This window comes from Streptomyces prunicolor, from assembly GCF_045162825.1.
Taxonomy (GTDB): Bacteria; Actinomycetota; Actinomycetes; order Streptomycetales; family Streptomycetaceae; genus Streptomyces; species Streptomyces prunicolor.
Genome location: NZ_CP108676.1, coordinates 8,807,071 through 8,821,161 on the forward strand (window position 1 = coordinate 8,807,071; position 14,091 = coordinate 8,821,161).

The window sequence follows — 14,091 nt, forward strand, 5'->3', positions numbered from 1 at the left end:
CGCATGCGGACAACGCGGGGGAACATAGACCACGATCGCCGGTTAACCAAACCGGCGAATGGACGCTACAACTGGAGCCATGCCCGCACGCTCATTGGAAATCGGCCCCGCAGGAATACGGGCGGACCGCACCATCGAAATCCTCCGCACCGAAAGCGGCTTGTCGCAACGCCAACTTGCCCGCCACGTCACCGTACTTGGCCACCCCATGTCCAACACCATGCTGTCTCGCATCGAACGCGTTCAGCGCCGGTGCGACATCGACGACCTCGTGGCTCTCGCTGAGGCACTGCACGTCGCACCCCCAGTACTCCTCGGAGACCCCACACTCGTCTGACCTGCCCCCGGAGCTGGATTCACAGTCCGGGGACCGTCGGTGAGTGCTTGCCCCGGGCCGTACGGCTCGTACTCGCTGGGGCATATAGCACGAGATCCCCGGTTACCGAAACCGGGGAACCTCCGCACCATTGATGGTGTTCGCCGACCGCGCTCGGCAGGGAGCGTCCCTTTCTAATGTCGCGCCGCCTGGCAGAGCAACCCAACCCCCCGCCACCCCCACGGAGGCCAACCATGCCTGCACGTCTGCCTTCTGCTCCGAAGCCGCGTTCTATCCAAGTTCCGGATGCCACCCCCACAACGCGCCAGGCATTCCTGAGCGTGAAAGAAGCCGCCGAATACCTCGACCTGTCCCCGCACACCCTCTATGTCTGGCGGCATCGCCGAAGCGGCCCGCCCAGTTTGCGGATGGGGCCGCGTGGTCGCGTCATTTATCGGATAGAAGCGCTCGACGCCTGGATCCGCGAACAGGAGCAGGCCGACTCGCGTTCCAATACGACCCTGAGCCCATTGGGCGCCGTACCGCAGAGACGCTCGGACTATGCCACGGGCGCCTGACCCGGTTGACTCCCACCGCACGCAACCTGCCATCCAGGGAAATATTTGGCCGGCTACATAGAAGACCGTTGGATCAAGAAGAAGAAAGACCCCGACACCGGCAAGCGGGAACGCACCGCCCGCTACGGCAAGGGCTCCCGGTACCGAGTCGCCGGCATCCCCGGTGTCCGGGACAAGTCGTTCGACGTGCTCGAAGACGCCAAGGCATGGCTGCGCAGGGCCGGCACCGACAGCGAACGCGGCGAGTTCGTCGATCCCCGCGACGGCTCCATCACGCTGGACGACCACGTAACACGCTTCTGGCAGACGGGAGTTCGCGGTGCGCCCGGCACGGTCAAACGCATCGACGAACGCGTCCGCCTCCACATCCAGCCTCAACTGGGCATCGTCGCCCTGCGGGACATCAGCCCGGCGGTACTGCGTGGCTACATCGCCACGCTGGAAAGCGAACTGTCACCGCGATACGCCCGGCAGATCCTCGGCTCGCTCTCGAACATCTTCGAGACCGCATCGACGACAAGCGTCTGGTGCGCAATCCGATGCGGGCCAAGTCCGTTCGGTGGCCCAAGGCGCCGGAGGATCAGAGGGAAGCCTGGCCCCTGGAGACCGCGCAGCGCGTACGGGACGCGATCAACGCGCGCTACCGCATCGCAGTCGTGCTCGCGCTGGGCTGCGGGCTGCGGCAGGGTGAGGTCTTCGGGTTGTCGCCGGAGGATGTCGACTTCGCTCGTGGAGTTCTGCGTGTCCGCCGGCAGGTCCAACTCCTCGGCGGGCGGCTGTACTTCACCTTGCCGAAGGGTGGCAAGACCCGCGTCGTCGACATACCTCCGTCGGTCGCCGCGGCGCTGGCTCAGTACTTCATGGAGTACCCGGCGGTCGAGTTAGAGCTGCCATGGGGCGGCCCGGAGCCCGAACGGGAGACGAAGAAGTTCCCGCTCGTCATCACCACGACGTACGGCAACGCCCTTCGCGCGAACATCTTCAACGTCGAGGTGTGGAAGCCGGCCTGGCAGCCGCCGGCGTCATCCCCATGCGGCAGAAGAAGGGCGAGCGGTGGAAGGCGTCGCGCAAGGACGGTTTCCACGTGCTCCGGCACACATACGCCTCGGTCATCCTCGAAGCGGGCGAGTCCGTCGTCACCCTGGCCCGCTGGCTCGGCCATTCGAGCCCGACGATCACCCTGGACTACTACGCCCACTTCATGCCGGAGGCCGGCGGCAAGGGGCGAGGCGCCATCGACGCCCTGATCGGCCAGCCTGCACTGGCCGCGTAGTCGTACGCTCCACGCGTTTCGGCGTTCCGCAAGGGAAGTTCGCTGCTCTCCGTGCTGGTCAGTGCTCCCCCTGCGCCTCAGAGGTGAGGCTTCCGCAGGTCAACGCCCGCGATCGCAGGAATCGGAACGCGGCTCATTCTCCCCAGATTCTCCCCAGCGACCTCGAAGGCATCGTCGGAGCCTGCGATCAGGGCCGCACTGCCGCGCAGAAGCGCCTCCTCGGGCGATTGCTCAGAGCCAGTCCTTCCGCTTGAAGATGACGTACAAACTGGTACATACAACAGCCATCAGTAGGATCGCGAACGGATACCCAAGCACCCAGTGCAACTCCGGCATCCGATCGAAGTTCATCCCATAGATCGTCCCCACCAGCGTCGGCGCGAACAAAATAGCCGCCCAAGAAGAAATCTTCTTGATCTCCTCGTTCTGCTCGAACCCCGCCTCCGCCAACGCCCTCATCTCCGCGTTCTGTTGCTGCGTGACCAGCGTCGCGTTCACCGTGAGGATGTCCGTGAGGGCCTGGCGGAAGCCGTCGACTCGTTCGCTGGTGTGGGTGACGTGGTCGGCGACGTCGCGGAGGTAACGCTGGAGTTCCTCGTCGGTGCCGTACTTCGCGAAGCCGGCCATCAGGCTGTGCAGCATGCCCACCAGGGGCCGGGTGGCGCGCTGGAACTCGACCATTTCGCGGGAGAGTTCGTAGATACGGCGGGAGACCTGTGGTTCGTTGCGGAAGACCTCCGTCTCGATCTCGTCGATGTCGATCTGGACGCCGGCGACCACGGGCGCGTAGCCGTCGACGACCGCGTCGAGGATGGCGTACAGCACCGCCTCGGGGCCGAGCTTCAGCAACTCCGGTGATTCCTCCATGCGTTGGCGGACCGCGGAGAGGTCGGGGGCCGCGCCGTGGCGGACCGTGATCACGAAGTCCGGGCCGACGAACACGTGCAGCTCGCCGAAGTCGACCTCCTCCGTCGTGTCCAAGTAGCGGGCGGCGCTCAGGACCACGAACAGCGTCTCGCCGTAGCGCTCCAGTTTCGGGCGCTGGTGGGCCTCCATCGCGTCCTCGACCGCCAGCGGGTGGAGGTCGAACTCCTCGGCCAGGGAGAGGAGTTCACTTTCGGTGGGGCGGGCGAGGCCGATCCAGGCCATGCCGGAGGGCTGTTCGCGCAGCTCGCGGAAGGTGTCGGCGAGGGTGTCCGGTGCCGAGACCCGCACGCCGTCCCGGTACAGGGCGGCCTGGACGACGCTGCCCGCGTCGGAGGGTTCCGAAGGGGGCGCGTCGGTGGTGGACACCGAGGGCTCGGGAACGGGCGTCGGGGGTGGGGCCGGGGCGCGGCGCCAGCCGGAGGTCCTACCGTTCCCGCCCTTCCCGCCGATTCTGCCGGTTCCGTTGTTCTTCGAGGTGGGGCGGGCGCGTCGCTGGGGCATCGCGGTGCCTCTCGATCGAGCCTAGGTCTATGTCTATGTCTGTATGTCTATTTCTATGTCTATGTGATCACGGGGCATGAGCAGGATATACGGGGCAAACAGCCTGGGCGTGTGAACCCGCTCCCGGATCCGGTGAGAGTTGCGGACCGAAGGTGTCCGCAATCGCCCTTAGCGTGGGGAGCGTGACCAAGGCGAAGTCCCCGACCGCTCCCGTACTCGACATCCGCGCCCTCAACCGCGCCACCCTCGACCGGCAGCTCCTCCTGCGCCGCTCGCCCCTCTCCGCCCGCGTCGGCATCGAGCATCTCCTCGGCCTCCAGGCCCAGAACGTCAAGCCGCCGTACTACGCCCTCGCCGCCCGCCTCGACGGATTCGTACCCGAGGAGCTGTCCGGGCTGATGGCCGAGCGCGAGGTCGTCCGGATCGTCACCATGCGGTCCACCATCCACACCCACACAGCCGCCGACTGTCTCAGCCTCCGCCCGCTCGTGCAGGCCGCCCGTGACCGTGAGCTGGGCAATTTCCGCAAGGGGCTCGTCGGCGTCGACCTGGACCGGCTCGCCGTGCGAGCCCGTGAGCTCGTCGAAGTCGAGCCGCGCACCATGAAGGAGTTGCGTGAGGCGCTCCTCGTCGAGTGGCCCGATGCCGACCCGCAGGCCCTCGCGATCGCCGCCCGCTGCAAGCTCCCGCTCGTCCAGGTCACCCCGCGTGGGCTGTGGGGGCGCAGTGGTCAGGTCGCGCTCACCACCGCCGAGCACTGGCTGGGGCGCCCCGCCGAACCCGCGCCCGCCCCGGACGCGACCGTCCTGCGCTATCTCGCCGCCTTCGGGCCCGCCTCCGTGAAGGACATGCAGACCTGGGCCGGTCTGACGCGGTTGCGCGAGGCCTTCGAGCGGCTACGGCCCCAACTCGTCACCTTCTACGATCCGAACGGCGTCGAACTCTTCGACCTCCCGGACGCGCCCCGCCCCGCCGCCGACACCCCGGCTCCGCCGCGCTTCCTGCCCGAGTTCGACAACCTGCTCCTCGCCCACGCCGACCGCACCCGGGTCGTACCGCCTGAGTACTGGGGCCGCGCCTGGCAGGGCAACGTCGCCCACCGCACGTTCCTCGTCGACGGGTTCCTCGCCGGGGTCTGGAAACTCGACGACGGCGACGGCCACCTCGTCGTCGAGCCCTTCGGCAAGCTGACCAAGGCTCAGCAGAGCGACGTGGTCGCCGAGGGGGCGCGGATGCTCGGCACCATGCACACGGGGACGTCGTACGACATCCGGTTCGGGACGGTCGTACAGCCGTAGAACCCAAGGACCGGGAACCCAAGGACCGGGAACCCAAGGACCGGGAACCCAAGGACCGGGAACCCAAGGACCGAGAACCCGAGAACCGGGAACCGGGAACCCAAGGGCCGTAGAACCGCAGAACGCTCAGTCCGCGCGGCCCGTCACCGCGACCGTCACGCCCAGGCCGATCATCGTGAAGCCGCCCGCGCCGCCGATCAGGGACAGGCGGCGGTCGGAGCCGGCGAACCACGTGCGGGCCGCCGAGGCGGTCAGGCCCCAGAGGGTGTCCGTGACCAGGCCGATGGAGATGGGGATCAGGCCGAGCAGGAGCATCTGGAGCGGGACCTGGCCGGCCGAGTGGTTGACGAACTGGGGGAGTACGGCGGCGAAGAACACCACGCCCTTGGGGTTGGTGACGCCGACCAGGGCGCCGTCCAGGACCGTGCGCAAGTCGCCTCGGGGCTCCGTCCTGGAATCTGTTCGCATCGCAGACGCCTTCAGGTCCTTGCGGTGGCGGAATGCCTGGACGCCCAGGTAGACGAGGTAGGCCGCGCCCGCCAGCTTCACCGTCAGGTAGATCGTGACCGACCGTTCCACCAGCGCGCCGATGCCGAACGCCACCGCCGTCACCAGCAGATACGAGCCGAAGACGTTGCCGAGGGCGGTTGCCACCGCCGTACGGCGGCCGTGCGCGAGTGCGCGGCCGATGACGAACAGGACACTCGGGCCCGGGATCACGATCACCAGCAACGACATCGCGGCGAAGGCGAGGAAACGGTCCGTGGACACCATGCGATCACTCCCATCCGGCGCTCATTGAAACAGGCGGGAGGGGGTCCGCTCTAGGGCCCGGTCGGTGGCTTGCACATGGATAGGGTGCGTTGCGGGCTGCTCGTGGAAGCCCGCAACGCACCCTGGTATTTCCCTGAGGGATGCTCAGGAGTTCTTCCGGGTTACGAGTTGACCTGTGTGGTCACCAGGCTGGAGAACTTGGTCAGCCGGGAGTAGACCCCCGGGTAACCCGCCTCGGCACAGCCCTCGCCCCAAGAAGTGATCCCTGCCAGGACGCCCCCGATGAGCAGGGGACCGCCGCTGTCGCCCTGGCAGGTGTCTACGCCGCCGGATGTGTATCCGGCGCAAACCATGTCGGTCGCGATGAAGTCCGAACCGTAGGAGCTCTTGCAGCTGGTGTCGGACACGATCGGGACGGTCGCGGTCCGCAGCTGGTTGGAGGAGCTGCCGTTCTCCGAGGTGGTGCCCCAGCCGAGGATGCGGGCCGTGGCGCCGGTCGCGTACACGGAGGTGTCCGTGGAGGCGACGTACTTCGCCGTGGTGTACGGCATCGACGTCGACAGCGTCAGGACGGCCACGTCATTACCGTTGGTGGCGTCCGTGTAGCTGGGGTTGATCCAGATCTTGCTGACCTTGCTGACGGTGCCGTTCGTACCGTTGAGGTACGTGCGGCCGCCGACCACGCGGACGCTGCTGGTGGTCTCGCCGACCATGCAGTGGGCGGCGGTGACCACCTTGGTCGCGGAGACGAGCGTGCCGCCGCAGAACTGGTTCTGCGAGGCGTCCGTGATCTGCATGACGAACGGGTACGCCGTCGTCGTGGTCGTGGAACCGCCGACGATGGGCTGGGGGGCTGCCACAGCGGTGGGGGCGCTGAGCAGTGCGGTCGCTGCGGCAGCGGCGGCTGCTGCGACGACTGCGGTGGTTCTCTTGGCGCGGTTGAGCCCGAACATGAGTCTCCTCATTGGCTTGCCGGTGGGGGTCGCGCGGGTGTGGGGGGTGCAACGGGGGTCGCGGGACCGACCCCCGTATGCCCGGGCGAGCGGCACACCCATAAGCTAGAACCCGGAACACCCAGCTCCCAATGAGGGAACCCCCTAGGGGAGTTGGGCAGGGAAAACCCTCGGTCGCCGCACAGTAAACCCGTAGGGTCCTCAGTTCGGACGGCGCCCCGCCGCCAGTCGGACGATATCCACCCGCGAGCGGATCCCCAGCTTGCGGTAGACCCGGGTCAGGGTCGCCTCGACCGTCTTGACGCTGATGAACAGCCGGGCGGCGATCTCCCGGTTGGTGGCGCCCTCCATGACGAGCGCGGCGACCTGACGCTCCATCGAGGCCAGCCCGTCGAGCCCCTCCAGGGTGGGCGCGGGTGCGGGCACGGGCGTCGGCTCCGGCGCCCTGACGACGGTGGCCTCGTCCACCTGCCGCAGCCAGGGCAGCGCCCGGCACCGCCGGAACAGCCGGGTCGCCTCGTCGTACGACGTGGGTCCGGGCTGTCCGGTTCGCAGCGACGCCAGCGCGAAGGCGGCGCGGGCCTCCTCCAGGCCGTAGCCCAGTTTGGCGAGGCGGTCCTGCACGGACGTCAGTTGCGTTACGGCCTCGTCGTGTTCGCCGCGCGCCGCCCGCACCAGCGCCTCGGCGCGGTCGAGTACGGCGAGGACGCTCTCGCGGCCGAGGCGCAGCGCCCGTTCGCGGGTCACGTCGATGACGTCCTGGGCCTCGCTGATCTCGCCGATCCGGACGAGGGCCTCGGCGAGGTCGCCGTGCCAGCGGCCACGCGCCGGGTCGGTCACCCCGAGGGCCTGCTCCAGTTCCCGTACGCGGCGCAGCGAGCGGACGGTGCCGTGCGCGTCTCCGGCGACCAACTGGGCGTATCCCAGGGCGCCGAGGGCACGGGAGAGATACATCTGGTCGCCGTCCTCCTCGGCGTGCTCGACCGCCTCCCGGGCCAGCGCGAGGGCCTCCTCGACGTCACCGCCGGAGGCCTCGGCGAGCGCGGTGAGCATCGCGGACGCCGTCTGGCCGATCCCGGAGTCGCGGGCCAGCCGCAGGCCCTCCCGGGCCAGGTCGAGGGCGCGGCCGCAGTGCCCGGAACGCAGCTCGGTCTCGGCGAAGCCGCGCAGGAAGTGCACCTCGCTCTCCACCGACCCGCGCCGCCGCACCTCGCGCAGCAGCGCGGTGATGGTCGCGCGGGCCTCGGGCAGCTGATCGCTCATCACCAGCCAGCGGAACCGGGCCGAGCCCGCGCCGTTGTGATGGCACGCCACCCTCGGATCCTGGGGCTCCTTCAGCGCGCGCTTGATGGTGAGGGGCGCGTCAGGGTGGCCCATCAGGGTCTCGGTCTGCGCCTGGAAGGAGAGCGCGAGGAGTTCGGTGCGCCGGTCGCCGGCGCGCGCGGCGAGTTCCGCCGAGCGCGCTGTCTCCGCGCGGGCCTCGGCGAAGTCGCCCTCCACGAGCAGGGCGCGCCAGGCCAGTTGGTAGCGGACCAGGGCGAGCAGCCGGGGGTCGTCGCCCGCGTCGGCGAGGGCCTGCGGGAAGACGGCGTCCACGTCCGCCATCGAGTGGCCGGCCGTGTCGATCACGATGATCCAGGCCCGCACCCGCTCGGCGGGCACCGACGTCCGGGTCAGCACCTCACGCGCGATGTCCCGGGCGAGGTCCAGCTCGCCGGCGGTGATCGCGTCCTCGGACGCCTGCAACCGCCGCTCGTCCGGGCCCGGCACGCTGTCGGCCGGGGTGTGCCGGGCGGCGAGCAGTCCGAGCGAGGCGGCGACCGAGGGCGCCCCGCGGTCGCGGGCCAGGGTGGCGGCCTCGGCGAGCCGGGCGGCGACCTCCGGGTCGGTACCGGTGGTCGCGAGGGCGAGATGCCGGGCGCGCTCGATGGGGTCGGAGGCGGCGGTCGACAGCGCGGCGTGCGCGGCCCGCCGCTCCTGCGCGGGGGCCTCCGCGTACAGCGCGGCGGAGATGAGTGGGTGCGCGAACCGTACGGCGGGGCCCTCGGGTTCCGTTGCCAGCAGGCCGAGTTCGGCGGCCTGGGCGGTTTCGGCCTCGGCGTTCTCGCGGCCGGCGGTCTGGAGCAGGGCGACGGTGGGGCGGGCGCCCGCGCTCGCGACCAGCAGCGTGCGGCGCGCCTCGGCGGGCAGCATGTCGAGCCGGCTCAGCACCAACGCGCGTAGTGACGTGGGCACGGGCAGCGGCTCGCCCGGTCTCGGCGGGGTCGGGTTCTCGGCCAGGGCACGGCCCAACTCCAGCGCGAACAACGGGTTTCCGCCACTCGTACGGTGGATCTCGCGGACCGTGGAGCGCGGCAGCCCGGTGTACCCGCGGTGGTCGAGCAGCGCCGACACCTGCGCCCGGGACAGCGGGCTGAGCCGGAACGCCAGCGTGTCCGGCGGCGACGCGCTCAGATACCGGTCGTACTCCTGGCCCTCGGTGCGCACCGCGAACACCATCTGCACCTGGGTGTCCCCGAGCCGCCGCGCGGCGAACCCGAGCAGCTCCGCGCTGGCCGGGTCCAGCCACTGGAGATCGTCGGCCACGACGAGGACGGGACCGTCGGTGGCGAGGGCGCGCAGCGCGGACAGGACGGCGAGGCGCAGGGCGAGGCCGTCGCGCTGGAGGGAGGACTCGCCGCGGCCGGTGAGCGCGGATTCCAGTGCCGTGCGCTGGGCCACGGGCAGTCGCTCGGACACCTCGTCCAGGACCAGACCAAGGAGGTCCGCGAGGGCCAGGAAGGGGAGATGGGATTCGGACTCCGTGGCCGAGCAGCGCAACACGGTGCGCGCCGTCTCGCCGTATTCCGCGGCCAACGCCCGCAGGACGGTCGACTTTCCTATTCCGGCGGGGCCGTGGAGCAGCACACTGCCGCCCTCGGCGAGCTGGTCACGGGCGGCGTTGAACATCTCCTCCCGGCCGATGACCAGGTCGGGGCGCGTTCTGGCAGGCTCCTTGAAGTCCCGTCGCACGGTCACCGCTCCCCTCGTGTGTCGTGTCCGGGCCAATATTAGGCAATCAGTCCTTGAAATTCGGATGGACGGGGTCGTGAGGGAAATAACAACTGTGCAGCATCCGGAAATTCAAAGCTCCGATGAATGAATAGCCGGTCGCCAACGGGGGCTCTCCTCACGGCAGCACCCCCGCCCGCCGCGCCGCCACCACGGCCTCCCCGCGGGTGTGCGCGCCCAGCTTCCGCATCGCCGAGCGCAGATACCCCTTGACCGTCTCCGCCCGCAGCCCGAGCCGCTCCGCCGCCACCGCGTTCGTCGCCCCCGCCGCCACACACGCCAGCACGTCCAGCTCCCGCGGCGCGAGTTCTACCTCCCCGGTGGCCGCCTCCGCCGTCAACAGCCCGCAGGCGTCCAGGAGTTCGGCCCGCAGCGCCGGGTCCGGGATGCGCGGGGCCAGTGCCCGCAGGGCCGCGTGCGCCTCCCGCACCTGCTCCCACACCGCGCTCGCCGCCGGGTCGGGGGCCGGCGCCGGACGCGCCGCGCTCAGCAGTTCCCGCACCTCCTCCCGTACCACCAGCGCCTGCTCCACGTCCCGGGCGGCCGCCATCGCCGCGCTCAGCATCCGGTCGCCCAACGGCTGGGCGGTGCGCAGCGCGCCGTAGAGGACACCGCGCACCCGGCGGCGTACGACGACCGGGACGGCGAGGATCGCGCGCAGGCCCTCGGCGGCCACCGGGGCGTCGTACTCGTGGCTGATCTGGTGGGAGGCGGAGTAGTCCAGGACCGCGCACGGGCGGGCGAGGGCGACCGCCTTGCCGCCGAGACCGTTGCCCGAGGTCACCGCGAGGGCGCGCAGCGACGGGGTCAACGTGCCGCTCAGTTCGCTGATGCGCATCTGCTGCCGACCGGTCTCCACCAGGCCGCCGAAGGCGACCGGCAGCCCGGTGCCGCGTCGCAGCCGTACCAGCGCCGCCTGAATCTCCACCATCCCCGCCGCGTCCGTCGCCACCCGCTTGCCCCTTCATTGCGGCCACCCTGCTGCACACACCCCCGTACGGGGGTAGTGAGACCTGCATCACCGATTACACGATGTCAGAGAGCCGCCCGGAATGGTCCGGTACTTAGGAGGACAGATGACGACGGCGAGTGAGTCGTTCCGTAGTGCGCGGGACTTTCTGCTGGCGCACCGTACGGACTATGCCACGGCCTACGACGGTTTCTCCTGGCCCAGGCCCGAGCACTTCAACTGGGCGCTCGACTGGTTCGACGTCATCGCGGCCGGCAACGACCGCACCGCGCTGCGCATCGTCGAGGAGGACGGCACCGAGGCCGCACTGTCCTTCGCCGAGATGTCCGCGCGCTCCAACCGCGTCGCCAACTGGCTGCGCGCCCAGGGCGTCGGCCCCGAGGACCGGATCCTCGTCATGCTCGGCAACCAGACCGAGCTGTGGGAGACGGCCCTCGCGGCGATGAAACTGCGCGCCGTGGTCATCCCCGCCACCCCGCTGCTCGGCCCCGCCGACCTGCGCGACCGCGTCGCGCGTGGCCGGGTCCGGCAGGTGATCGTGCGCTCCGAGGACGTCGACAAGTTCGACGAGGTGCCCGGGGACTACACGCGGATCACGGTCGGCGGCGCGGTCGAGGGCTGGCGGACTTACGAGGACGCGTACGCCGCGTCGGCCGAGTTCACGGCCGACGCCCCGACCCTGTCCGACGACCCGCTGATGCTCTACTTCACCTCGGGCACGACCGCCCACCCCAAGCTGGTCGAGCACACCCACACGTCGTACCCGATCGGCCACCTCGCCACCATGTACTGGATCGGTCTCCGCCCCGGCGACGTGCACCTCAACATCTCCTCGCCCGGCTGGGCCAAGCACGCCTGGTCCAACCTCTTCGCGCCCTGGAACGCGGAGGCGACGGTCTTCATCCACAACTACACGCGCTTCGACGCGGCCCGGCTGATGGCCGAGATGGACCGCGCGGGGGTGACCACCTTCTGCGCCCCGCCGACGGTGTGGCGGATGCTGATCCAGGCCGACCTGAGCCAGCTGCGCACCCCGCCCCGCGAGGCCCTGGCGGCGGGGGAGCCCTTGAATCCCGAGGTGATCGAGCAGGTGCGGCGCGCCTGGGGCGTCACGATCCGGGACGGCTTCGGGCAGACGGAGACGGCCGTGCAGGTGTCGAACAGTCCCGGCCAGCCGTTGAAGACGGGTTCGATGGGGCGACCGAGTCCGGGGTACCGGGTCGAGTTGCTGGACCCGGTGTCGGGTGCGCCGGGCGCGGCCGAGGGCGAGATCGCGCTCGACCTGTCCGACCCGCCGGTGGGCCTGATGACCGGCTATCACGGAGACCCGGACCGTACGGCGGAGGCGATGGCCGGCGGCTACTACCGCACCGGCGACATCGGCGCCCGGGACGCGGACGGCTACATCACCTACGTCGGCCGGTCCGACGACGTCTTCAAGGCCTCCGACTACAAGATCTCCCCGTTCGAGCTGGAGAGCGCCCTGCTGGAGCACGAGGCGGTGGCCGAGGCCGCCGTGGTGCCCGCGCCGGACGAGCTGCGGCTCGCCGTGCCGAAGGCGTACGTCGTGCTCGCGGCGGGCTGGGAGCCGGGACCCGACACCGCGAAGGTGCTGTTCGAGCACTCGCGGGACGTCCTCGCCCCGTACAAGCGGATCCGCCGCCTGGAGTTCGCGGAGCTGCCCAAGACCGTCTCCGGCAAGATCCGCCGGATCGAACTGCGGGAGGCGACGGCCGCGGGGTCGGCCGCCGAGTACCGCGAGGAGGACTTCCGATGAGCTCGCCGATCAACTCTCCGACGAACTCGCCGATGGACTCGTACAGCCCGATGAACTCGTACAGCCATGGAACCAGCGGGACTTCACTACTCGGTGACACCATCGGCGCCGACCTCGACCGGGCGGTGGCCGCCTGGCCCGACCGCGAGGCGCTCGTCGACGTACCGTCCGGGCGGCGCTGGACGTACGCCGAATTCGCCGCCGACATCGAGGAGTTGGCGCAGGCGCTGCTCGCGAGCGGGGTGGTGAAGGGCGACCGGGTGGGGATCTGGGCGATCAACTGCCCGGAGTGGGTGCTGGTTCAGTACGCCACCGCGCGGATCGGTGCGGTCATGGTGAACATCAACCCGGCGTACCGCACCCACGAGGTGGAGTTCGTCCTCAACCAGGCGGGGATCTCGGTCCTGTTCGCCTCGGTCAGCCACAAGGCGAGTGACTACCGGGCGATGGTCGACCAAGTGCGGGGCGGGTGCCCGGAGTTGCGTGAGGTCGTGTACATCGGTGACCCGAGCTGGGGGGAGTTGCTGGGGCGCGGTACGGGTGACGCGCCGTACGCCGAGCTGTCCTGCGACGACGCGATCAACATTCAGTACACGTCCGGCACGACGGGCTTCCCCAAGGGCGCCACGCTCTCCCACCACAACATCCTCAACAACGGTTATTTCGTGGGGGAGTCGATCGCCTACACCGAGCAGGACCGGATCTGCATCCCGGTGCCCTTCTACCACTGCTTCGGCATGGTGATGGGCAACCTGGCGGCGACCTCGCACGGCGCGTGCATGGTGATTCCGGCGGCGTCCTTCGACCCGGCGGCAACCCTGAAGGCGGTCGAGCAGGAACGGTGCACGTCGCTCTACGGCGTACCGACCATGTTCATCGCGGAGTTGAACCTCCCCGACTTCGCGTCCTACGACCTCTCCTCGCTCCGCACCGGCATCATGGCGGGCTCGCCCTGCCCGGTCGAGGTGATGAAACGGGTGGTCGCCGAGATGCACATGGCGGAGGTGTCCATCTGTTACGGCATGACGGAGACGTCCCCGGTGTCCTTGCAGACGCGCCGGGACGACGACCTGGAACACCGCACCGGCACGGTCGGCCGCGTCCTTCCGCACCTGGAGGTCAAGGTCGTCGACCCGGCGACGGGTGTCACCCAACCCCGGGGCACGGCAGGGGAGTTGTGCACGCGCGGCTACAGCGTGATGCTCGGCTACTGGAACGAGCCCGAGAAGACCGCCGAGGCGATCGACGCGGGGCGCTGGATGCACACGGGTGACCTGGCGATGATGCGCGAGGACGGCTACGTCGAGATCGTCGGCCGCATCAAGGACATGATCATCCGGGGCGGCGAGAACATCTACCCGCGCGAGATCGAGGAGTTCCTCTACACCCACCCGAAGATCGCGGACGTCCAGGTGGTGGGGGTGCCGCATGAGCGCTACGGGGAGGAGGTGCTGGCCTGTGTCATCCCGCGTGACCCGGCGGATCCGTTGACGCTGGAGGAGCTGCGGGGGTTCTGCGAGGGCAGGTTGGCGCACTACAAGATTCCGAGTCTGCTTCAGATCATGGATGCCTTTCCCATGACGGTGTCGGGGAAGGCGCGGAAGATCGAGCTGCGGGAGCGGGCTGTTCGGGGGCGGTGAGGTGGGGGTGGCTGTCGGTGGGGGTTGGTGCGG

Annotated in this window: 12 protein-coding genes; 6 read left to right on the forward strand and 6 right to left on the reverse strand. The window is 69.7% G+C overall.

Annotated features, from left to right (window positions below):
- Positions 1-79: 79 nt before the first annotated feature.
- Positions 80-337 (forward strand): helix-turn-helix domain-containing protein, encoded by a 258-nt coding sequence (locus tag OG588_RS40070; protein WP_405951513.1) that lies wholly within the window; start codon positions 80-82, stop codon positions 335-337.
- Positions 338-570: 233 nt separating this feature from the next.
- Positions 571-894 carry a helix-turn-helix transcriptional regulator gene (locus OG588_RS40075; protein WP_405951514.1) on the forward strand — a complete coding sequence of 108 codons (324 nt, stop codon included), beginning with the start codon at positions 571-573 and terminating at the stop codon, positions 892-894.
- Between the two features lie 425 nt (positions 895-1,319).
- On the opposite strand, the gene OG588_RS40080 is transcribed toward OG588_RS40075, so the two are convergent.
- On the reverse strand, positions 1,320-1,655 hold the full coding sequence (locus OG588_RS40080; protein WP_405951515.1) for a hypothetical protein: 336 nt from the start codon (positions 1,653-1,655) through the stop codon (positions 1,320-1,322).
- Between the two features lie 233 nt (positions 1,656-1,888).
- Between OG588_RS40080 and OG588_RS40085 the strand changes: the two genes are divergently transcribed.
- Complete coding sequence (locus OG588_RS40085; RefSeq protein WP_405951516.1) at positions 1,889-2,167, forward strand: tyrosine-type recombinase/integrase; 279 nt, start codon at positions 1,889-1,891, stop codon at positions 2,165-2,167.
- Positions 2,168-2,398: 231 nt separating this feature from the next.
- On the opposite strand, the gene OG588_RS40090 is transcribed toward OG588_RS40085, so the two are convergent.
- Positions 2,399-3,595: a magnesium and cobalt transport protein CorA gene (locus tag OG588_RS40090; RefSeq protein ID WP_405951517.1), complete on the reverse strand. Its 1,197-nt coding sequence runs from the start codon at positions 3,593-3,595 to the stop codon at positions 2,399-2,401.
- Positions 3,596-3,768: 173 nt separating this feature from the next.
- On the opposite strand from OG588_RS40090, the gene OG588_RS40095 reads away from it, so the two are divergent.
- A complete protein-coding gene (locus OG588_RS40095) occupies positions 3,769-4,893 on the forward strand; it encodes a winged helix DNA-binding domain-containing protein (protein ID WP_405951518.1) in 1,125 nt (374 codons plus the stop codon).
- A gap of 126 nt (positions 4,894-5,019) precedes the next feature.
- Here OG588_RS40095 and OG588_RS40100 read toward each other — a convergent pair whose 3' ends face one another.
- The 4 genes from OG588_RS40100 to OG588_RS40115 all read right to left on the reverse strand — a co-directional run bounded on the left by OG588_RS40100 (position 5,020) and on the right by OG588_RS40115 (position 10,623).
- The gene (locus OG588_RS40100) at positions 5,020-5,667 is read right to left on the reverse strand and encodes a LysE family translocator (RefSeq protein WP_360079992.1); all 648 of its coding nucleotides are present in this window, start codon (positions 5,665-5,667) and stop codon (positions 5,020-5,022) included.
- Positions 5,668-5,828: 161 nt separating this feature from the next.
- Entirely contained in the window at positions 5,829-6,620 is a 792-nt protein-coding gene (locus tag OG588_RS40105) for a trypsin-like serine protease (RefSeq protein WP_019061909.1), read from the reverse strand.
- Between the two features lie 201 nt (positions 6,621-6,821).
- Positions 6,822-9,638 carry an ATP-binding protein gene (locus OG588_RS40110; protein ID WP_405951519.1) on the reverse strand — a complete coding sequence of 939 codons (2,817 nt, stop codon included), beginning with the start codon at positions 9,636-9,638 and terminating at the stop codon, positions 6,822-6,824.
- Between the two features lie 151 nt (positions 9,639-9,789).
- Entirely contained in the window at positions 9,790-10,623 is an 834-nt protein-coding gene (locus OG588_RS40115; RefSeq protein WP_405951520.1) for a LuxR C-terminal-related transcriptional regulator, read from the reverse strand.
- A 124-nt stretch (positions 10,624-10,747) separates the two neighbouring features.
- Between OG588_RS40115 and OG588_RS40120 the strand changes: the two genes are divergently transcribed.
- Together OG588_RS40120 and OG588_RS40125 are read left to right on the forward strand one after the other, a co-directional pair.
- Complete coding sequence (locus OG588_RS40120; RefSeq protein ID WP_405951521.1) at positions 10,748-12,418, forward strand: AMP-binding protein; 1,671 nt, start codon at positions 10,748-10,750, stop codon at positions 12,416-12,418.
- A gap of 50 nt (positions 12,419-12,468) precedes the next feature.
- Entirely contained in the window at positions 12,469-14,058 is a 1,590-nt protein-coding gene (locus OG588_RS40125; RefSeq protein WP_405953324.1) for an AMP-binding protein, read from the forward strand.
- The last annotated feature ends 33 nt before the right edge of the window (positions 14,059-14,091 follow it).